The organism is Bradyrhizobium sp. UBA2491 (assembly GCF_002341725.1).
Lineage (GTDB): Bacteria > Pseudomonadota > Alphaproteobacteria > Rhizobiales > Xanthobacteraceae > Bradyrhizobium.
Genome location: NZ_DDOP01000028.1, coordinates 1 through 19713 on the forward strand (window position 1 = coordinate 1; position 19713 = coordinate 19713).

Sequence of the window (19713 nt, forward strand, 5' to 3'; positions counted from 1 at the left end):
CTCGGCAACCCCGGTGCCCCCGCCGGCCGAGACCAAGTCGCCAGCCGACAGTCCTGCCGCATCGCAGAGCCCGACGCCGCCGGCCGCGCCGGTCCAGACCGCCGATCCGTTCGGCGAGCCGTTCACGCTGGAGCCGAAAAAGGTCGTGATGCTGAAGGGCACCGCGAACTGGGATTCGGCCTTCGACGCGCTGATCGAGGCGTTCAAGCAGCTCACCGCGCTGCTCGACAAGGATGGCATCAAGGCGTCAGGCAATCCGATGATCGTCTACACGTCGACCGACGATACCGGCTTCACCTTCATTGCCGAAATCCCGGTCGACCAGGACGTGAAGAACCTCGGCAAGAGCATGAGCATGGGCAATTCGCCCGACGGCAAGGCGCTGAAGTTCGTCCATCGCGGCTCCTACGACAACATGGACAACACCTATGAGGCGATCACCAATCACCTCGACGACAAGAAGCTCGAAGCCAAGGACACCTTTATCGAGGAATACATCACCGATCCGCTGAAGACTGCCGAAGACAAGCTTGTGATCAACGTCTATGTCCCCCTGAAGTGAGCCAGATGACCCATCGCCTCCCGTTTGCCGCCGCCCTCCTCGCAACCACCCTGCTCGCCGCCCCCGCAATGGCCGATTCCGACTTCCCGCCAGCGATTTCTGTCACGGGCGAGGCCACCGTCTCGGTGCCGCCCGACCAGGCCCAGCTCGATGCCGGCGTCACCACCGACGCCAAGACCGCGCGCGAGGCCTCCGACGCCAACAACGTGACGATGGGCAAGGTGCTGGCGGCGCTGAAGGGCGCCGGGATCGCGGAGAAGGACTATCAGACCTCGCGGCTGTCGCTGCAGCCGCAATTCGCCAACCGTCCGCCATCGTCGCCGACCGCGCCGCCGAGCATCGTCGGCTACCACGCGAGCAACCGCGTCACGATCAGGCTGCATGACGTCAGCAAGGTCGCCAGCGTGATCGACGTCCTGGTCGGCGCCGGCGCCAACGACATCGGCGGCATCAACTTCTCGGTGTCGCAGGCCTCCAAGCTGCTCGACGACGCCCGCGAGAAGGCGGTCGCCGATGCCCGCCGCAAGGCCGAGATCTACGCCAAAGCCGCCGGCGTCACCCTCGGCGCGCCGCTGAGCATTTCGGAAGTCGGCTCGGCGCCTGTTCCGATGTTCCGCGCCAAGATGGCCACGGCAGGATTCGCTGCACCCACGCCGGTCGCGCAGGGCGAGGAAACGCTGACGGTCAATGTGAGCGTCTCCTGGGCGATCAAGGCCAATCAATAAGCCCGGCTGTCGTCCCTGCGAAAGCAGGGACCCATAACCACAGGCCCCAGTCGTTCTAGCGGGCTGTGGCTCCAGCGTTGTCCGACAATCAGCCTTTGTGGTTATGGGTCCCGGGTCGCGCTTCGCTTGCCCGGGACGACAGCTGTCAAATCTCGAACACCTGTCCCGGCTTCAGCGTCAAGAACCTCTCCCGCGGCACTTTCGCCGCATCCAGCGCCTCACCCAGCGCAATCACAGGCGCGTCGATCGCCTCGTCGGTCAATTGAAACGTGCCGTGGTGATGCGCCAGCGCCTGGGCTGCGCCGCAATCGGCCAGCGCCTTCACCGCATCTTCTGGGTTCATGTGCTGGTCCTGCATGAACCAGCGCGGTTCATAGGCGCCGATCGGCAGGATCGCGAGCCGCAACGGGCCATGCGCGTCGGCGACGCGGCGGAAATGCCGGCCGTCGCCATAGCCGGAATCGCAGACGATGTAGAGCTTGCCGCCCGGCGTCTCGAGGACAAAACTCGCCCACAGCGCCTTGTTGCGATCGTACAGGCCGCGCGCCGACCAGTGCCGCGTCGGCACCAGCGTCACCGCGAGCCCGCTGCCGAGCTCGGCGCGCTGATGCCAGTCGAATGCCTCGGCCCTGATCGCGGAATCCGCCGCGCGCATCGTGATGTCGTTGCCGAGCGGCGTGATCACGCGCGGGCCGAACGCGGCAGCAAGTTTCGACAGCGTCGCCGTGTCGAGATGGTCGTAGTGACCGTGCGACACAAGCACGACGTCGATCTTGGGCAGTTTCTCGAACGCGATGCCGGGATCGTTGTGCCGCTTGGGACCGGCGAAGCTGAACGGCGAGGCCCGCATCGACCACACCGGATCGACCAGGATGTTGAGGCCGCCAGCCTGGATCAGCCAGCTGGCATGGCCGACGAAGCACAGCCGCACCTTGTCGCCCTCGACGCGCGGCGGCGGCGTATCGGCATAGGGACTGGGCGCCCATTCCGGCCACACCTCGCGCTTGCCTCGTCCCCCTAACTGCCAACGCAGCACCTCGCCGAGCGACTTCGGCGGCGAACCATCCGGATCGAAGAAGTGCAGGCCGTCGAAATGATCCGAGACGGGGCCGTCGTAGGTTTTCATGTAAGTCATCCAGATCGAGGGCACGCCGATCGCAGCGGCGGCTCCGGTCAAGGTTGCAAGAACGCGGCGGCGGGTGATGGGCAAGCGGGTTCCCGAACAGGAGGCAGGCTCCGTTCATATGGGTGGCCCCAGCGAAATCGGAACCAATTCGGCAAACCGACGTGATTTCAGTACCTTAAAGCCAGGACCACGCGAATCGCGGCGAAACTTTCCTTGACTTTGCCGTCCCGGCAGCGTTTAACGCGGCGACTTTCTCGGAAAGCTCCGTCTTTTCGACCCGCCCACTGGTCCTGGAGGCCAGAGGCCAACGCCCGACAGCGCGATGCGCCCTCGGGCGCGAAAGTGTTTGGACCATCGTCTTGGCGCGCCGTCTTGGCACGCTTCCAAGGCGGACTATGTGGTCATCACCCGCGAAAGCGGGTGATCCAGTACTCCAGAGGCAGCGCGGGTTGAACCGAGCCGCCGCGGCGTACTGGATACCCCGCTTTCGCGGGGTATGACGAGCAACGAGTGACGCGCGCTCACGGGCGCAACGAAGGACAACGGCATTGTTCGACAATCTGTCGGAACGGCTTGGTGGCATTCTCGATCGTCTGACGGGGCGCGGTGCGCTGACCGAAAAGGACGTCGATGCCGCGATGCGCGAGGTTCGCCGCGCGCTGCTCGAGGCCGACGTCGCGCTCGAGGTGGTCCGCAGCTTCATCGACCGGGTCCGCGAGCAGGCGATCGGCGCAACCGTCGTCAAATCGGTGACGCCGGGCCAGATGGTGGTCAAAATCGTCCATGACGAACTGGTCGCCACGCTTGGCTCCGACGGCCAGACCATCGACATCAATTCCGTGCCGCCGGTTCCGATCATGATGGTCGGCCTGCAAGGTTCCGGCAAGACCACCACCACCGCGAAGCTCGCGCGCCGCATGGTCCAGCGCGACAAACGCAAGGTGCTGATGGCCTCGCTCGACGTCTACCGCCCGGCTGCGATGGAGCAGCTCGCGGTGCTCGGCCGCGACCTCGACATCCCGACCCTGCCGATCGTCGCCGGCCAGATGCCGCCGCAGATCGCCAAGCGCGCGCTCGAGGCCGGCAAGCTCGGCGGTTACGACGTGGTGCTGCTCGACACCGCCGGCCGCACCACGCTCGACGAAGACATGATGAAGGAGGCAGCCGAGATCAAGGCCGCCGCCAACCCGCACGAGGTGCTGCTGGTCGCGGACTCGCTCACCGGCCAGGACGCGGTCAACCTCGCGCGCTCGTTCGATGAGCGCGTCGGCCTCACCGGCATCGTGCTGACGCGCGTCGACGGCGACGGCCGCGGCGGCGCCGCGCTGTCGATGCGCGCGGTCACCGGCAAGCCGATCAAGCTGATCGGCACCGGCGAAAAGACCGACGCGCTGGAGGACTTCCATCCGAGCCGCATCGCCGGCCGCATCCTCGGCATGGGCGACGTCGTCTCGCTGGTCGAGAAGGCCGCCGCCAACATCGACGCCGAAAAGGCCGCGCGCACCGCCGAGCGCATGCGCAAGGGCCAGTTCGACCTCAACGACATGCGCGAGCAGCTACAGCAGATGGCCAATATGGGCGGCATCGGCGGCCTGATGGGCATGATGCCCGGCATCTCCAAGATGAAGAACCAGATCGCTGCCGCCGGCATCGACGACAAGATCCTGAAGCGCCAGGTCGCGATCATCGATTCGATGACGCGGCAGGAGCGCAAGAACCCGGACATCCTGAAAGCGAGCCGCAAGAAGCGGATTGCGGCCGGTGCCGGCCAGAACGTCGAGCAGATCAACAAGCTGCTGAAGATGCATCGGAACATGGCCGACATGATGAAGGCCATGGGTAGCGGCAAGCGCGGTCCGCTCGCCGGCATCGCGCAGGCGATGGGCTTTGGCGGCGGTATGAAGCCGCCGTCGCCGGAAGAGATGAAGGCGCTCGCCGAGAAGATGCAGGGCGGCGCCGGCGGCGGCCTGCCCAACCTGCCGAAGGATCTGCCGGCCGGACTGCGCGGCGGCCTGCCCAACGTTCCGGGCCTGACCGGCCTCAGCGGCAAGCCGATGCTGCCGGGCCTCGGCGGCTTCCCGGGCAAGAAGAAATGAGGAATTCGTCGCGACGGCTGAGATGCCGGCGCGGCGCGGAATGCCAATCAATCGAACACATCGACCTTTGAAGGAGAACTGAATGTCCGTTGTTATCCGCCTCGCTCGCGCAGGCACCAAGAAGCGTCCGGTCTATCACGTCGTCGTCGCCGACTCGCGCTTCCCGCGCGATGGCCGTTTCATCGAGCGTCTCGGCCACTTCAACCCGCTGCTGCCCAAGGACAGCGAAGCGCGTCTGAAGCTCGACATGGACAAGGTGAAGGCCTGGCTCGCCAAGGGCGCGCAGCCGTCGGACCGCGTGACCCGCTTCCTCGACGCCGCCGGCGTCAAGAAGCGCGCGCCGCGCAACAACCCGGAAAAGGCCGTGCCGCGCAAGGAGCGCAAGGCGCAGGCCGAAGCCGCCGCCAAGGCGTAAGCTGAACGGCGACGATCGTGGCCGCATCGGTCTGTGTCGCCCGGATCGGCGCTGCGCATGGTGTGCGCGGCGCCGTCAGGCTATGGACCTTCACCGAAGACCCGCTGGCCGTGAAGGATTACGGCCCGCTGATGACCAAGGACGGCGCGCGCCAGTTCGAGGTCACGCATCTCCGTGAGGCCAAGGACCATCTGGTGGTGACGCTGAAGGGCGTCGCCAGCCGCGATGATGCCGAACGGCTCAACGGCCTCGAGCTCTACGTCCCGCGCGAGCGGCTGCCGGACACCGACGATGGCGAATACTACCACACCGACCTGATCGGGCTCGCCGCGGTGACATCGGACGACCGGCCGCTCGGCAAGGTGATCGCGATCCATAATTTCGGCGCCGGCGACATCATCGAGATCGCTCCGCCGCAGGGCGCGACGATGCTGCTGCCCTTCACCAACGCCGTGGTGCCGACCGTCGATCTCGACGGCGGCCGCGTCGTGATCGACCTGCCGCAGGAAATCGACGGCGACGATCCGTCGGCGGCCTGATCAAAACTTAGCTTCGGCCCTGCTGCTCGAGCCAGTCGCAGAACACTGCGCTGTGCGGATCGTTGCTGCGCCCCGCGGGAAAATAAGCGAAGTAACTCCGCGCCGGCAGGCTGACGTCCGGAAACGGCGTCACCAGACGCCCGGCCACGAGATCGTCCGCGATCAACGCGGTCGGCCCCATCGCGACGCCGAGACCATCGAGCGCAGCCTGGATCGTCAGATAGAAATGATCGAAGGTCAGCGAGGCCGCCGGCTCCAGCGCGGATTGCCCGGCCTCGGTGAGCCAGTCGCGCCACAACCGCGGCATCGACGTGACATGCAGCAGCGTGTGCCGCGAGAGGTCCGCGATCTCATGCAGCGGCAATTGCGCCAGCAACGACGGACTGCACACCGGCAACCGCCGCTCTGACACCAGGAAGCGCGACGAGAAGCCGTGAAAACTATCCGGGCCACCGCGGATCACGACGTCGAATGACTCTGGCAATGCATCGACCGGATCGTTCGACGTGCTCAAGCGCACCTCGATGTCGGGATGCTCGGCGCGAAACCGGCTCATCCGTGGCAGCAGCCAGCGCAGGCTGAAGGTCGCGAGCGCATTGACGCGCAACACCGCGACCGCCGTATCGCCGCGCCGCTCGCGATGCTGCTGCACGGCGGCGGAAATCCGGTCGAGCGCGGGTGCGAATTCGGCCAGCAGCGCGGCGCCCGCCGGCGTCAGCACCACGCGCCGCACTGACCGCCGGAACAGGGCCGGCGCACCGAGCCATTCTTCGAGGAGGCGGATCTGCTGACTGACGGCGCCATGGGTCACGCTGAGCTCGGCGGCCGCTTCCTTGAAGCTGCCGAGCCGTGCGGCGGCCTCGAAGGCGCGGACCGCATTGAGTGGCGGCAGGCTGCGGCGTGGGATGAACATGACTCCTCAATACCAGATTTTCTAACCCATGATCCGATTATTACTGATTTGTGACAGCGGCATTAGCGGCGCATAGTATCCGGCAAGCTGCTTACATAGCTTTCTTTTTAAGGACCTCTGCGAAATGCATCGCCTCCCAATCTATAGATTTTCTTGCATCGAGCGGCGGCAATGAGCGTGTCAGCGGAAACCGGCATCTCGCGCCCCGCCGACCGACGGGCCACCCGCACGCTGACGGTGACCGGGCTCAACCACGCCCTCCACGACGGCTACACCGACCTGATCTACGTGCTGCTGCCGGTCTGGCAGGCCGAATTCGCCCTGAGTTATGGGCTGCTGGCGCTGCTGCGCGGCCTGTATGCCGGCGCCATGGCCGGTTTGCAGATTCCGGTCGGGCGCATCGCCGAGCGGATCGATGGCAAGATCATCCTGATCGCAGGCACCGCGCTGTCGGCGCTCGGCTACGTGCTTGCCGGATTTTCCGGCGGCGTGATCGGCCTTGGCCTGGCGCTGGCGCTCTCCGGCGCGGGCTCGAGCACGCAGCATCCGATCGCCTCCGCTGCGGTGTCGCGTGCGTATGGCGCGGCGGCGCGCGGCCCGCTCGGCATCTACAATTTCACCGGCGATCTCGGCAAGGCGGCGATTCCGGCCCTGACCTCGATCCTGCTCGTGGTCATGACGTGGCGGCACACGCTGCTGGTGCTGGCGCTGGCGGGCGTGCTGGTCGCAGCCTGCATCGCGCTCTGGATGCCGGCGGTCGGCAAGGGCGCCGAACACAAGAAAGCCGCCGCATCGCGCCGCGAGCGCGCGGGCCGCGGCTTTCACTGGCTGCTCGCGATCGGCATCCTCGACACCGCGGTGCGGATGGGCTTCCTCACCTTCCTGCCGTTCCTGTTGCGCGACAAGGGCGCCTCGCTGCCGACCAACGGCCTTGCGCTGGCGCTGGTCTTCATCGGCGGCGCCGCGGGAAAATTCACCTGCGGCTGGCTCGGTGCGCGCGTCGGCACCCTGCGCACCGTGCTGATCACCGAAGGCGGCACGGCGACGCTGATCGTCGCGGTGTTGCTACTGCCACTGGCGCCGGCGATCGTGCTGCTGCCGTTGCTCGGCGTGATGCTCAACGGCACCTCCTCGGTGCTCTATGGCACGGTGCCCGAGCTCACGCCGCCGCACCAGACCGAACGCGCCTTCGCGCTGTTCTATACGGGCACCATCGGATCAGGCGCGATCGCGCCTGTTATCTACGGCCTGCTTGGCGATGCGCTCGGCCCGACGCTCGCGACGGCTGCGACCGCGCTGACGGCGCTCGCGATCTGTCCGCTTGCGATAGCCCTCGCCCGGCATCTGGGCGACGATCCAAAGGCGGCGTGAAGCGCAGCCAACAAAGCCCGTAGCCCGAGATCCAGGGTCGCTTCTCATTGATGCAGAGTCTCGACCTCACGGCCGTGGTGCCGTAACCAGAGGCCATGACATCGCAACAGCCCATCTGGCGCGCCACCGTGCTGACCCTGTTCCCGGATATGTTTCCGGGACCGCTCGGCGTCAGCCTCGCCGGCAGGGCGCTGGCGTCGGGCCTTTGGGCGCTGGAGGCCCGCGACATCAGGGCGTCGGCGACCGACAAGCACCGCAGCGTCGACGACACCCCGGCCGGCGGCGGCCCGGGCATGGTGCTGCGGGCCGACGTGCTGGCGGCAGCGATCGATGCCGCTGAGGCCGCGGCTGACCGCCCGCGCCTGCTGATGAGCCCGCGGGGCCGGCCATTGGCCCAGGGCCAGGTCATAGAGCTGGCCGCCGGACCCGGCCCGCTGATCGTCTGCGGCCGTTTCGAGGGCATCGACCAGCGGGTGATCGAGGCGCGGGGGCTGGAGGAGGTCTCGATCGGCGATTACGTGCTGTCGGGCGGCGAGATCGCTGCGATGGCGCTGATCGACGCCTGCGTCCGTCTGTTGCCGGGGGTGATGGGCAAGCTGGCCTCGGGAACCGAGGAAAGCTTCTCCGAAGGACTACTGGAATACCCCCAATACACCCGGCCGCAGGAGTTTGAGGGCCGCCAGATCCCGGAAATCCTGATTTCCGGCGACCATGCCAAGGTCGCGGCCTGGCGGCTGGCCCAATCCGAGGCCCAGACGGCGGCCCGGCGGCCGGATCTCTGGGCCAGGCGTGCCGGCCAAAAAGCCGCGCCGCGACGGACAAAAAACACGACAGACGGGTGACAAACCCTGCGCTTTGCCTTATACGGGCGGCCAAATCCGCACACGCGCAGGATAGATGGACGTTTGCGCAGCCCCCATTCAGGCTGGGCGCGCCGCCGATGGAGATTTCGATGAACCTCATTCAGCAGCTCGAAAAAGAGCAGTTCGACAAGCTCGCCGCCACCAAGACCATTCCGGAATTCGGCCCCGGCGACACCGTGATCGTCAACGTGAAGGTGGTCGAAGGCGACCGCACCCGCGTGCAGGCCTATGAAGGCGTTTGCATCGGCCGCTCCGGCCACGGCCTCAACGAGAGCTTCACCGTGCGCAAGATCTCCTATGGCGAAGGCGTCGAGCGCGTCTTCCCGGTGATGTCGCCGATGATCGACTCGATCAAGGTGGTGCGTCGCGGCAAGGTGCGTCGCGCCAAGCTGTATTACCTGCGCAACCTGCGCGGCAAGTCGGCCCGCATCGTCGAGAAGCAGGACCGCCAGACCGCCGTCGGCGAGTAATCCACCCCGCAAGGGTTTGACGGAAAGCGCGGGGCCTGCCCCGCGCTTTTTTGTTGCGGCATACCTATCTGACGTGCAGGTCCGCGCATCGATCGATTGTCGCGGGCGCGAGCCCTGTGATAGAAATTTAGAATGGTTCCGGATCAAGCAAACCAGCCCTGCAAGCGCGTCGTGATCGACGATCGCTCGCGGCTGCCCGGCCGGTTCTTCGGACGCTTCGCGACGTCGGCGACATCAGAGCTTAGGCCCGCAGCGTAACGCTGCCTGGACCCTTTCGCCTGCTCGCGCGCGATGCGCTCAACGCCATCAATCAATGAATTTCTTCTGGAGCCGAAGCTCATGTCCAAACCGACCACGCTGTACGACAAGATCTGGAACGACCATCTGGTCCACGAAGCCGAGGACGGCACCTGCCTGCTCTATATCGACCGCCATCTGGTGCACGAGGTGACCTCGCCGCAGGCGTTCGAAGGCCTGCGCGCCGCCGGGCGCAAGGTGCACGCGCCGGAGAAGACGCTCGCCGTCGTCGACCACAACATCCCGACCACCGACCGCTCGAAGCCCAATCCGGACCCCGAGAGCATCGAGCAGATGCGGGTGATGGCTGAGAACGCCAAGGAATTCGGCATCGAATATTACAACGAATTCGACAAGCGCCAGGGCATCGTCCACGTCATCGGCCCGGAGCAGGGCTTCACGCTGCCTGGCACCACCATCGTCTGCGGTGACAGCCACACCTCGACGCACGGCGCGTTCGGCGCGCTGGCGCACGGCATCGGCACGTCAGAGGTCGAGCACGTGCTGGCGACGCAGACGCTGATCCAGAAGAAAGCCAAGAACATGCGCGCGATCGTCGACGGCAAGTTGCCGGACGGCGTGACCGGCAAGGACATCATCCTGGCGATCATCGGCGAGATCGGCACCGCCGGCGGCACCGGCTATGTGCTGGAATATGCCGGCGAGGCGATCCGCGCGCTGTCGATGGAAGGCCGCATGACGGTCTGCAACATGTCGATCGAAGGCGGCGCGCGCGCCGGCCTGGTGGCGCCGGACCAGAAGGCGTTCGACTTCCTGCGCGATCGTCCGAAGTCGCCGAAGGGCGCCGCCTGGGATGCCGCGATGCGCTACTGGGAGACGCTGCGCTCCGACGAAGGCGCGCATTTCGACCACGAGCTGCGGCTCGACGCCGCCAAGCTGCCGCCGATCGTCACCTGGGGCACGAGCCCTGAGGACGTCATCTCGATCACCGGCGTGGTGCCCGATCCGGACAAGATCGCTGACGAAGCCAAGCGCCTCTCCAAGCACCGTGCGCTGAAATATATGGGCCTGGCTGCCGGCACCAAGATCACCGACATCAAGCTCGACCGCGTCTTCATCGGCTCCTGCACCAACGGCCGCATCGAGGATCTGCGTGCTGCCGCCAAGATCGCCGAGGGCAAGACCGTCAACGCCCATGTCAACGCGATGATCGTGCCGGGCTCGGGCATCGTGAAAGAGCAGGCGGAAGCCGAAGGCCTCGACAAGATCTTCATTGCGGCCGGCTTCGACTGGCGCGAGCCGGGCTGCTCGATGTGCCTGGCGATGAATCCGGACAAGCTGAAGCCGGAAGAGCGCTGCGCCTCGACCTCGAACCGCAACTTCGAGGGCCGCCAGGGCTTCAAGGGCCGCACCCATCTGGTGTCGCCCGCGATGGCCGCGGCCGCCGCGATCGCCGGTCACTTCGTCGACGTCCGCGACTGGCGCTAGGGCCCTTCCCGTTCCGATCGAATCGGAACGGGACGCTGGGTCTTTTGTCTTGACGCGCGTTCTTCATGCGAACCGGTATTCACTTCGCTCGAAAACGCTCTGGCAAATCGTCTCAAGCTCGCGGCATTCCGGAAACCGCGCGTTAACGCCGCGCCCGCACACTGCCTCCTTGCGAAACCAAGCCTTCGCAAGGAGCTCAGTGCCGTGGCCGACAAATCCGAATTCGTCGATATGATCAGCGAGGCGACGCGACAGAAGCGCCGCCGCGCCACCCCACGCGTGATCGATCTGCCGCCTGCCGAGGTGAAGGAGACCTCGCGCCTCGGCCACTGGCCGCCAGAACGCTGGACGCAATGGCGGATGGAAAATCTGACGCCGTGGAAGATCAAGCCCTGGCGGCTGAAGGACTGGGACTGAAGCATGATCCGGAAAAGTGCGAACCGGTTTTCCGAGAAGGATCATGCTCACAGCTGAGTCTTCGCGAAGCATGCTCTGACAAAACGGGCGCCATCTGGCGCCCGCTGTCGTTTCATCTCTCACCAATAACCGTACGGCCGCCAGTGGTGACGGTGATGCCACCATGGCCGGCAGATCCGGCGCGGGCCGTAGTAGGTCCAGATCACCCGGCAGCGATGGTGATAATAGGCCGGGTAATAGTAGGACGATCCGTAGACGTAGCGCCGGTGATGGAAGTGCCGGCGGTAATGGGGCCGATAGCCGTAGCCGTAACCGCCGCCGTAGAAGCGATGATGATAGCCGCCGTAATGGCGTTGGAAGCCGCCATGGTGATAGCCACCATGAAACGCCGGCGCGGCGCGGAAACCGCCGCCGTGGAAGCCGCGGAAACCGCCGCCGTGAAATCCACCACCATGGAAGCCACCGCCGCGGAAGCCTCCGCCATGAAAGCCTCCGCCGTGGCCATGGCCGCCGCCACCGTGGCGAACCTCGGTCGTCATTGCGTCCGCCGCGGATTTCGCCGCCGGCACGCTGCCCGGGCTCGCCAGCGACAGCGCTTCGGCACGTTGCTGCGCGGCGATCGACAACGCGAAGACCGTGGCCGCCGCAACACCGACACGGCGCAGCAGCCCGCGCCGCAAACATCCTTCCCTCATTTCCGAACCTCCCTGACAATAGCAATCTGGCCCCGCTGCATGGCAGCCGGTCACATTGCGTTCATTGCAGTCGCTCCCGGCGTGACGCTAAGAACGCGCAACTGAATGCGCCATGAACGCACACGGCGCATGCGACGAAGTGTCCGGAAGGGAACGGCAGTGACTGTCTATGTGATCGTGCAACTCAAGATGACCGACCGTGCCGCCTATGATCGGTATCAGGCGCGCTTCTTCGATGTGTTCAGGAAGTTCAACGGGCGGCTGCTGTCAGCCGATGAACAGCCGGCCGTGCTCGAAGGCAATTGGGATCGCGACAAGCTGGTGCTGATGTCGTTCCCCGACGAAGCCGCGTTCCGCGCCTGGTCGGAATCGCCTGAGTATGTCGAGATCTCGCGGGATCGCAAAGCGGGCGCGCAAGGCATCGTGCTGCTGGCGAAGGGCTTTGCGCCTTGACGCCGCAGGAGCAGCACCCGTCGACCGGAGCTGCTCGCGCGTGTGGTGCGGCCAGACGCATTTACCAGAACGGACCGAACCCGAAGCCGAAGGTGAACGGCGCGGGCGCCAGATACGGATACGGCTGATAGGCATAGGGACGCCCGTAATAATAGGGTCCGTACGGCCGATAGGCGGGATAGGCCCGGTAGTACGGCCGATAATAGGGTCGATAGCCGTGGTGATAGTGGCGGTGATGGTAATGGTGATGACGGCGCTGCGCGCTGAAATCAGTTGCCTTGCCTGCATGCCGCAATTGCGCCGCAGCCTGCGGCTTGGTTGACGCCGCGGCAGTTGCCAATGCCGGCGCCGTCAGCGCGAATGCACAGGCGACCGCGGCAACACCGATCCATCTCATCATGATCACTCCTGCAGATTTCGATTGATGTCATCTCGCGCGGGCGAATCTGCCGGTTTGATGGCCACGAATGACAACAGGCCCGTTGCTCACGGGCCTGTGTCTCAACTGCGCTGATACGCCGCGCGATCAGCGGCGCCAGTGGCGACGATGGCCCCAGCCGCGGCGATGTCCACGGTCCCAGCCACGATGCCAACCGCGGCCATAGCGTACCTGCGTGGTCGACCGGTTCGCATTGTCCTGAACCGTCGTCGCGGTGCCCGGCGTGGCAAGCGACATCGCGTTGGCGCGCTCGGCCGGCGCCGCCAAAACCAGCACGGCGCCGACGGCCGCTAGCCCCAGAACCTTCATCACCTTCATGAGTTGTCTCCTTGATCCCTTGATGTCACGTCTTGCAACGACGACTCGAGCTTCTTGCTTTGACGCGTTTTCTTCACGCGAACCGGTGTCCACTTCGCTTGAAAACGCTTTAGCATTCGAATCGACCCCCGTTGCCGCGACGCAGATCGCAAGCAGGATGCGGACGACGTGAGCGGGAAGTGAATAACTGCGCCACGATGGTGAATGCCGCCGGCGCGATCAGGTTCCGGCGCCGCGCGCGTTTTTTCCCGATCGTGCGTAAAACCAGGCCTAGACTATCGTCGTATCTTGCGTGTTCCCGTTGCAGGAGATTGCCGTGACACGAACAGGCGCACGCGGGCGATCGCTTCGTCTCGCACTTGGTCTTGCACTCAACCTTGCACTCGCAACGCTCGGCGGTTCCATCATGCTTGCCGATGTCGCGCTCGGCTCGCAGGGACCGGGCGGTGGCATGGGAGCGGCGAGCCATCTCACGCAGATGCTGATGGCGATCGTGGTCTATGGAACGGCAGGAGCGATTGCGGCTATCGCGATGATCCGCGCAGCACGCCGACGAACGCGCAGCTAACCCGGGCGCCAGAAGCAGTTCATGCGCGGCGTGATCACGGTGCCGCTCGGCCGGTGCTCCTGCACATAGGTCGCGGTGCAATCGCGCACCGCGTTCGGACCGGGATTGTAGCGCGGGATGACATCCGGCTCCCAATGATCGGGCCGCGACCGGTAGATCGGCACGCGCCTGAGCCGACGGCGCTCGGCGACACGCTCGCGCGCCACCGGGGCTCCCTCGCCGATGCGCGCTTCAGCGGCTGCGCTCTGCGCCTGCGCCTCGCCCGCCGGAAGCGAGAGCCCGACTGATGCCGCCAACAGCGCTGCCGCCACGATCCGTTTCATCACGCCACCCAAGCCCCGTCCTTGAGCCCCATTGTCGGGCCGCACGGTCTCCCATTGCGCCGCCAAGGTCAACTGCACTGGCGCGCCCGGCGGCACTCGCGCTAAAGGGAGTGTCATGTGGACCACAGCCAAAGCCCCGTCACTGGCCGAGATGGAGGCCATGGCGCACGAGATCTTCGCGCGCCTGCCGGACACGTTCCGGGCCCTCTGCGAGGGCCTGATCATCCGCGTCGACGACTTCCCGACCGACGAGGTGCTCGACGACATGCAGGCCGAGAGCGAGTTCGACCTGCTCGGCCTGTTCCACGGCATCGGCCTGCCGCAGCAGAGCCATGGCGACGTCGCCCGGCTGCCGAACCTGGTCTGGCTCTATCGCCGGCCGATCCTGGACTACTGGTCGGAGCACGACGAGACCCTGGGGCACATCGTCCGCCATGTGCTGATCCATGAGATTGGGCACCATTTCGGCCTGTCGGACGCCGATATGGAGGCGATTGAGGCCGATGCGGGCTAGGTTTGCAGAAATGGCCCTTTTACCGCTGTCACATTCGCGATAAATAGCCGCCTCGTATCCCCTAGTTTTTGCCTGGGAAGTGCAACGATGGACAAATTCACCACGCTGGAAGGCGTCGCGGCGCCGCTGAAGATCATCAATGTCGACACCGACATGATCATTCCGAAGCAGTACCTCAAGACCATCAAGCGCACCGGCCTTGGCAAGGGGCTGTTCTCGGAACAGCGCTACAAGGATGACGTCAGCGAGAACCCCGATTTCGTCCTCAACCAGTCCGCCTATCGCCAGGCGAAGGTGCTGGTCGCCGGCGACAATTTCGGCTGCGGCTCGAGCCGCGAGCACGCGCCCTGGGCGCTGCTTGACTTCGGCATCCGCTGCGTGATCTCGACCTCGTTCGGCGACATCTTCTACAACAACTGCTTCAAGAACGGCATCCTGCCGATCCGCGTGTCGCAGGAGGACCTCGACAAGCTGTTCGACGACGCCGAGCGCGGCGCCAACGCGACGCTGACCATCGACCTCCCCAACCAGGAGATCCGTGGCCCCGACGGCGGCACGGTCAAGTTCGAGATCGACCCGTTCCGCAAGCACTGCCTGATCAACGGCCTCGACGACATCGGCCTGACGATGGAGAAGAAGAAGTCGATCGACACGTATGAGGCCAAGCTCAAGGAACGCGCCTGGGCTTGAGAAATCTGGCGTATCATCACGCCCCGGTGCCGTCAGGCGCCGGGGCTTTGCTTTGCCGCACGGCCTGTAACCCAGTGATAGCTGACGCACATGCAGCCTGACATCGTCACCTTCTGGCATGGCTCGATGGACGCGCTGCGCCGGACCTGCCTGCGCTCGCAGGTGGCGGCCGGGCACAAGGTGACGGTCTACAGCTTCGACCCAATCCCCGGCCTGCCGGATGGCGTCGGCAATGCCGAGGCCGAGGCGGTGCTGCCGCACGCGTTCTCGGAGCGGCTACGCCCGGCCGAGCGCGACGGGTCATGGCGCGACTGGACCATCCTGCAATTCAGCGACTTCTTCCGGATGCGGCTGATGAACCTGCGCGCCGGCCTCTGGCTCGACGCCGATGTGCTGCTGTTGAAAGCGGTCGAACTCGATCCGGCGAAACCTTATTTTGCCTGGGAACGGCCGCGGCAGCTCGGCAACTCCGCGCTGTATCTGCCGCAACATGATCCGATCGTGCGCGCCTTCGAGGCGCTGATGCAACAGGACGAGTTGACGCCGGACTGGCTGGCGCTGCGTCATCGCGTGACCTTTGCGATGCACCGGCTGCGCGGCAAGTCCAACCGCGTCGCCGACATCCGGGTTGCGATCTTCGGCCCGGCCGCGCTTACTGCGCTGGCGCGCCGCGAGGGCGAGTTGCAGTATGCGCTGCCGAAGCGCTCGTTCTACGCGGTACACGCGGAGCCGAAATTGTTCTTCGAGCCGTCGGACCATTCACGCTATCTGAACGATCCCGCGATCGTCGGCCTGCACATCTCGCCGAAGGGCCGCGGCGGTGAGACGCCTATTCCTGGCAGCTTGTATGCGTGGGCGGCGAAGAAGTTCGGGGCGTAACACAAGCACTGCTGCACCCTCTCCCCTTGTGGGAGAGGGTGGCTTCGCGAAGCGGAGCCGGGTGAGGGGCTCTCTCCACACGGACGAATCTCGCAAGCGCAGACAACCCCTCATCCGGCGCTTCGCGCCACCTTCTCCCACAAGGGGAGAAGGGAAGATAACCTGCCGCTAATGCCCCATCGCGGCGATCGCGTCCGCGATCGCGATCGTGCGCCTCGCCATCTCGGCGTGCAGGCGCTCCACCATGCGGCCATCGAGCTGAATCGCGCCGCGCGAGGCGTTCTCCGGCTTTTCGAATGCGGCAATGATCTTGCGCGCCTCGGCGACCTCGGCCTCCGGCGGCGTGAAGATCGCGTTGCAGGCCTCGATGTGACTCGGATGGATCAGCGTCTTGCCGTCGAAGCCGAGATCGCGACCCTGCGCGCATTCGTCGGCAAAGCCATCGACATTGCCGATGTCGCCATAGGGGCCGTCGAGGATCTCGAGCCCGTGCGCGCGGGTCGCCAGGATGCAATGGGTGATCATCGGGATCATCGCCGCGCGGCCCGGCTTCATCCGGATCCGGGTTTCACGCGAGATGTCGTTCGGCCCGAACACGAAGCCGGCGAGCCGGATTTCGGAATCCTTCGACGCCGCGGCGAGCTTGTCGGCATCCAGCACGGCGCGCGAGGTCTCGATCATCGCCCAGACCCGGATCGAAGCAGGCGCATTGATGTCGCTCAGGCGGTCGGCGACCGCGTTGAGATCGTCGACGGTGGAGATCTTCGGAACCAGGATGCCGTCCGGCTGCGCCTTGCCGGCCATGCCGATGTCGTCGACCCACCAGGGGGTGTCGAGCGCGTTGATGCGGATCAGGACCTCACGCTTGCCAAAACCCTTGGCGGCGACCGCCTTGGCGATCTGCTCGCGGGCCACCGCCTTGGCGTCGGGAGCGACCGAATCCTCCAGATCGAGGATGATGCCGTCCGCGGCGAGCGTACGAGCCTTTTCCAGCGCCCGAGCATTCGATCCCGGCATGAACAACAGGCTGCGGCGCGGACGGGTCATCGGCATTCTCCTGGGGTGGGCTGCGCCGCCAGCGTCCATTGTTTGGGCAGCGGCGCAGGAACCATGCTTCAGCGCTGCCGTATCATCTCAGGCGGCCCGCCGAAAGTCTTGTTCCCGTCACCCTCATGTGGTTAGCCAGAGGCCATGAAATTCTTTCCGAAGCAATTGATCGACGGCTACCGGACTTTCGCGACCCAGCGGCTGCCGACTGAACAGTCGCGATACCGCGATCTGTCGGAACGCGGCCAGTTCCCCGAGACCATGGTGATCGGCTGCTGCGATTCCCGCGTCTCACCGGAAGTGATCTTCGATGCCGGCCCCGGCGAGCTGTTCGTGGTGCGGAACATCGCCAACCTGGTTCCGGTCTATCAGCCCGACGGCAACGCGCACGGCGTCTCGGCCGCGCTGGAATATGCCGTGACCGTGCTGAAGGTGAAGAATATCGTGGTGCTGGGCCATGCCCAGTGCGGCGGCATCCGCGCCTTCATCGACAAGATCAAGCCGCTGACGCCCGGCGACTTCATCGGCAAATGGATGCAGATGTTCATCAAGCCGGGTGAGGTCGTCGAGCAGCGCGAGCACGAGAGCATGCAGGACTTCGTCACCCGCATCGAAAAGGCCGCGGTGTTCCGCTCGCTGGAGAATTTGATGACCTTCCCGTTCGTCCGCGAACGGGTGGAGAGCGGCGAGATGCAGCTGCACGGTGCCTATTTCGGCGTCGCCGAGGGCTCGCTGTTCGTGCTCGACCGGGTCGCCAAGGAATTCATCAGCGTCAACGATGCGATGAAAAGCGAATAGCGAGCAGAGGATGGCGAGCAGCGAATGGGGGACTTCCCATTCGCCACTCACCATTCACAGACCCTACTCGCCGCCGTGGTGGCCACCGCTCCAGCGATCGGAGATCGCGAGCATGAAGGCCGACACCACGAACACCAGGTGCACGCCGACCAGCCAGGCGAGCTTGCTTGGATCGAACGCCGTATCGATGTTCATGAAGGCTTTCAGTACCTGAATGGCCGAGATCGCGACGATCGACGCCAGCAGCTTCTGCTTCAGGCCGCCGAAATCGACCTTGGTCATCCAGTCCGGCCAGTCCGGGTGCCCCTCCGGATCGATCTTCGACACGAAATTCTCGTAGCCGGAAAACACCACGATCAGGATCAGATTGCCGGTCAGCGAGATGTCGATCAGCGCGAGCACGCCGAGGATGATGTCGGATTCCTTGGCCTGCGGCACATGCAGGATGAAGTGCCACAGCTCCATGCAGAACTTGAACAGCAATGCCGCGAGGCTGATGACGAGGCCGAAATAGAACGGCGCCATCAGCCAGCGGCTGTTGAACAGCAGGCTCTCGAAACGTCGTTCAACGCGCTTCAGCGTCGGATCGGACCGATGAGCCGCCGGATCTTCCGCCATGGCACGCGTTTCCCGACGCCGTCTTGTCGCTGCTACGCCGCCTTCTGCTTCGCGGTGATCAGCTTGCGGTTGATCAGGACTTCGGCGATCTGCACGGCATTCAGCGCCGCGCCCTTGCGCAGATTGTCCGACACGCACCAGAACGCCAGGCCGTTCTCCACCGTGGCGTCCTCGCGGATGCGGCTGATATAGGTGGCGTCCTCGCCGGCCGCCTCATACGGCGTGACGTAGCCGCCCGGCTCGTGCTTGTCGATCACGAGGCAACCCGGCGCATTGCGCAGGATGTTGCGCGCTTCGTCCGCGGTGATCGGATTGGCGAACTCGACATTGACCGCTTCGGAGTGACCGACGAAGACCGGCACGCGCACGCAGGTCGCGGTCAGCTTGATCTTGGGATCGAGGATCTTCTTGGTCTCCGCCATCATCTTCCACTCTTCCTTGGTGAAGCCGTCTTCCATGAAGACGTCGATCTGGGGAATGACGTTGAAGGCGATGCGCTTGGGAAACTTCTTATTGATCAGCTCGTCATTGGTGTAGACGGCCTTGGTCTGCGAGAACAGCTCGTCCATCGCATCCTTGCCGGCGCCCGACACCGATTGATAGGTCGAGACCACGACGCGCGTGATGGTGGCCTTGTCATGCAGCGGCTTCAGCGCGACGACGAGCTGCGCAGTCGAGCAGTTCGGGTTGGCGATGATGTTCTTCTTGGTGAAGCCGGCGGCTGCATCCGCGTTCACCTCCGGCACGATCAGCGGCACGTCGGGGTCCATGCGCCAGGCCGAGGAATTGTCGATCACGACGGCGCCGGCGGCGCCGATCCTGGGCGACCATTCCTTGGACACCGAGCCGCCGGCCGACATCAGGCAGATGTCGATATCGGAGAAATCATAGTGCTCGAGCGCCTTCACCTTCAGGGTACGGTCGCCATAGGACACCTCGATGCCGACGCTGCGGCGCGAGGCCAACACGACGACCTCGTCGGCGGGGAATTTGCGCTCGTCGAGAATGTTGAGCATTTCGCGCCCGACATTGCCGGTCGCTCCAACCACCGCGACTTTGTAACCCATCGTTCACTCTCCGACGAAAAATGCCTATTCCCCTGCAACTCACGGAAAGGGAAGCGGCAGC

26 protein-coding genes are annotated in these 19713 nt (G+C 65.1%); 16 read left to right on the top strand and 10 right to left on the bottom strand.

The window, feature by feature from the left end:
- Positions 1–562: GyrI-like domain-containing protein (locus B2W55_RS08125; RefSeq protein WP_291532210.1), on the top strand; the 562-nt coding region annotated here is incomplete at its 5' end.
- A gap of 5 nt (positions 563–567) precedes the next feature.
- On the top strand, positions 568–1287 hold the full coding sequence (locus B2W55_RS08130) for an SIMPL domain-containing protein (protein WP_024583231.1): 720 nt from the start codon (positions 568–570) through the stop codon (positions 1285–1287).
- 145 nt (positions 1288–1432) lie between these two features.
- Here B2W55_RS08130 and B2W55_RS08135 read toward each other — a convergent pair whose 3' ends face one another.
- The gene (locus B2W55_RS08135; RefSeq protein ID WP_024583230.1) at positions 1433–2497 is read right to left on the bottom strand and encodes an MBL fold metallo-hydrolase; all 1065 of its coding nucleotides are present in this window, start codon (positions 2495–2497) and stop codon (positions 1433–1435) included.
- A gap of 464 nt (positions 2498–2961) precedes the next feature.
- Between B2W55_RS08135 and ffh the strand changes: the two genes are divergently transcribed.
- The 3 genes from ffh to rimM all read left to right on the top strand — a co-directional run bounded on the left by ffh (position 2962) and on the right by rimM (position 5463).
- On the top strand, positions 2962–4509 hold the full coding sequence (ffh, locus tag B2W55_RS08140; protein WP_024583229.1) for a signal recognition particle protein: 1548 nt from the start codon (positions 2962–2964) through the stop codon (positions 4507–4509).
- An 82-nt stretch (positions 4510–4591) separates the two neighbouring features.
- Positions 4592–4924, top strand: coding sequence for a 30S ribosomal protein S16 (rpsP, locus tag B2W55_RS08145; protein WP_024583228.1), 333 nt, complete (start codon positions 4592–4594; stop codon positions 4922–4924).
- A 17-nt stretch (positions 4925–4941) separates the two neighbouring features.
- Positions 4942–5463 carry a ribosome maturation factor RimM gene (gene rimM, locus B2W55_RS08150; protein WP_024583227.1) on the top strand — a complete coding sequence of 174 codons (522 nt, stop codon included), beginning with the start codon at positions 4942–4944 and terminating at the stop codon, positions 5461–5463.
- Between the two features lie 7 nt (positions 5464–5470).
- Here the strand turns inward: rimM and gcvA are convergent, their stop codons facing one another.
- The gene (gene gcvA, locus B2W55_RS08155; protein WP_024583226.1) at positions 5471–6376 is read right to left on the bottom strand and encodes a transcriptional regulator GcvA; all 906 of its coding nucleotides are present in this window, start codon (positions 6374–6376) and stop codon (positions 5471–5473) included.
- Between the two features lie 171 nt (positions 6377–6547).
- Between gcvA and B2W55_RS08160 the strand changes: the two genes are divergently transcribed.
- The 3 genes from B2W55_RS08160 (at position 6548) to rplS (ending at position 9080) form a co-directional block, all read left to right on the top strand.
- Positions 6548–7747 carry an MFS transporter gene (locus B2W55_RS08160; protein WP_024583225.1) on the top strand — a complete coding sequence of 400 codons (1200 nt, stop codon included), beginning with the start codon at positions 6548–6550 and terminating at the stop codon, positions 7745–7747.
- Positions 7748–7842: 95 nt separating this feature from the next.
- Positions 7843–8589 carry a tRNA (guanosine(37)-N1)-methyltransferase TrmD gene (gene trmD, locus B2W55_RS08165; RefSeq protein ID WP_024583224.1) on the top strand — a complete coding sequence of 249 codons (747 nt, stop codon included), beginning with the start codon at positions 7843–7845 and terminating at the stop codon, positions 8587–8589.
- A gap of 110 nt (positions 8590–8699) precedes the next feature.
- Positions 8700–9080 carry a 50S ribosomal protein L19 gene (gene rplS, locus B2W55_RS08170; protein ID WP_024583223.1) on the top strand — a complete coding sequence of 127 codons (381 nt, stop codon included), beginning with the start codon at positions 8700–8702 and terminating at the stop codon, positions 9078–9080.
- Positions 9081–9223: 143 nt separating this feature from the next.
- Here rplS and B2W55_RS08175 read toward each other — a convergent pair whose 3' ends face one another.
- Positions 9224–9421, bottom strand: a complete 198-nt coding sequence (locus tag B2W55_RS08175; RefSeq protein ID WP_157817084.1) for a hypothetical protein — start codon at positions 9419–9421, stop codon at positions 9224–9226.
- Between B2W55_RS08175 and leuC the strand changes: the two genes are divergently transcribed.
- Both leuC and B2W55_RS08185 read left to right on the top strand, forming a co-directional pair.
- Positions 9420–10826, top strand: coding sequence for a 3-isopropylmalate dehydratase large subunit (gene leuC / locus B2W55_RS08180; protein WP_024583222.1), 1407 nt, complete (start codon positions 9420–9422; stop codon positions 10824–10826). The genes B2W55_RS08175 and leuC overlap by 2 nt on opposite strands.
- A gap of 204 nt (positions 10827–11030) precedes the next feature.
- Positions 11031–11243, top strand: coding sequence for a hypothetical protein (locus tag B2W55_RS08185; protein WP_024583221.1), 213 nt, complete (start codon positions 11031–11033; stop codon positions 11241–11243).
- A 119-nt stretch (positions 11244–11362) separates the two neighbouring features.
- Here the strand turns inward: B2W55_RS08185 and B2W55_RS08190 are convergent, their stop codons facing one another.
- Positions 11363–11938 carry a hypothetical protein gene (locus B2W55_RS08190; RefSeq protein ID WP_024583220.1) on the bottom strand — a complete coding sequence of 192 codons (576 nt, stop codon included), beginning with the start codon at positions 11936–11938 and terminating at the stop codon, positions 11363–11365.
- Between the two features lie 159 nt (positions 11939–12097).
- On the opposite strand from B2W55_RS08190, the gene B2W55_RS08195 reads away from it, so the two are divergent.
- A complete protein-coding gene (locus B2W55_RS08195) occupies positions 12098–12391 on the top strand; it encodes a DUF1330 domain-containing protein (protein ID WP_024583219.1) in 294 nt (97 codons plus the stop codon).
- A 61-nt stretch (positions 12392–12452) separates the two neighbouring features.
- On the opposite strand, the gene B2W55_RS08200 is transcribed toward B2W55_RS08195, so the two are convergent.
- Entirely contained in the window at positions 12453–12788 is a 336-nt protein-coding gene (locus B2W55_RS08200) for a hypothetical protein (RefSeq protein ID WP_024583218.1), read from the bottom strand.
- A gap of 129 nt (positions 12789–12917) precedes the next feature.
- Positions 12918–13148 (bottom strand): hypothetical protein, encoded by a 231-nt coding sequence (locus B2W55_RS08205; protein ID WP_024583217.1) that lies wholly within the window; start codon positions 13146–13148, stop codon positions 12918–12920.
- A gap of 316 nt (positions 13149–13464) precedes the next feature.
- Between B2W55_RS08205 and B2W55_RS08210 the strand changes: the two genes are divergently transcribed.
- On the top strand, positions 13465–13716 hold the full coding sequence (locus B2W55_RS08210) for a hypothetical protein (protein WP_145987160.1): 252 nt from the start codon (positions 13465–13467) through the stop codon (positions 13714–13716).
- Here B2W55_RS08210 and B2W55_RS08215 read toward each other — a convergent pair.
- On the bottom strand, positions 13713–14039 hold the full coding sequence (locus B2W55_RS08215; protein WP_029879677.1) for a hypothetical protein: 327 nt from the start codon (positions 14037–14039) through the stop codon (positions 13713–13715). The genes B2W55_RS08210 and B2W55_RS08215 overlap by 4 nt on opposite strands.
- A gap of 115 nt (positions 14040–14154) precedes the next feature.
- Between B2W55_RS08215 and B2W55_RS08220 the strand changes: the two genes are divergently transcribed.
- From B2W55_RS08220 to B2W55_RS08230, 3 genes are all read left to right on the top strand, one after another.
- The gene (locus B2W55_RS08220) at positions 14155–14553 is read left to right on the top strand and encodes a metallopeptidase family protein (protein ID WP_024583214.1); all 399 of its coding nucleotides are present in this window, start codon (positions 14155–14157) and stop codon (positions 14551–14553) included.
- An 87-nt stretch (positions 14554–14640) separates the two neighbouring features.
- Positions 14641–15243, top strand: a complete 603-nt coding sequence (gene leuD, locus B2W55_RS08225) for a 3-isopropylmalate dehydratase small subunit (RefSeq protein WP_024583213.1) — start codon at positions 14641–14643, stop codon at positions 15241–15243.
- Positions 15244–15333: 90 nt separating this feature from the next.
- A complete protein-coding gene (locus B2W55_RS08230) occupies positions 15334–16122 on the top strand; it encodes a hypothetical protein (RefSeq protein WP_024583212.1) in 789 nt (262 codons plus the stop codon).
- Positions 16123–16290: 168 nt separating this feature from the next.
- On the opposite strand, the gene B2W55_RS08235 is transcribed toward B2W55_RS08230, so the two are convergent.
- Positions 16291–17169 (bottom strand): HpcH/HpaI aldolase/citrate lyase family protein, encoded by an 879-nt coding sequence (locus tag B2W55_RS08235; protein ID WP_024583211.1) that lies wholly within the window; start codon positions 17167–17169, stop codon positions 16291–16293.
- A 144-nt stretch (positions 17170–17313) separates the two neighbouring features.
- Here B2W55_RS08235 and B2W55_RS08240 point away from each other — a divergent pair, with 144 nt between their 5' ends.
- Positions 17314–17967 (top strand): carbonic anhydrase, encoded by a 654-nt coding sequence (locus tag B2W55_RS08240; protein ID WP_024583210.1) that lies wholly within the window; start codon positions 17314–17316, stop codon positions 17965–17967.
- A gap of 63 nt (positions 17968–18030) precedes the next feature.
- Here B2W55_RS08240 and B2W55_RS08245 read toward each other — a convergent pair whose 3' ends face one another.
- Together B2W55_RS08245 and B2W55_RS08250 are read right to left on the bottom strand one after the other, a co-directional pair.
- Positions 18031–18585: a TIGR00645 family protein gene (locus B2W55_RS08245; protein WP_024583209.1), complete on the bottom strand. Its 555-nt coding sequence runs from the start codon at positions 18583–18585 to the stop codon at positions 18031–18033.
- A gap of 32 nt (positions 18586–18617) precedes the next feature.
- The gene (locus B2W55_RS08250; RefSeq protein WP_024583208.1) at positions 18618–19652 is read right to left on the bottom strand and encodes an aspartate-semialdehyde dehydrogenase; all 1035 of its coding nucleotides are present in this window, start codon (positions 19650–19652) and stop codon (positions 18618–18620) included.
- Positions 19653–19713: the final 61 nt, after the last annotated feature.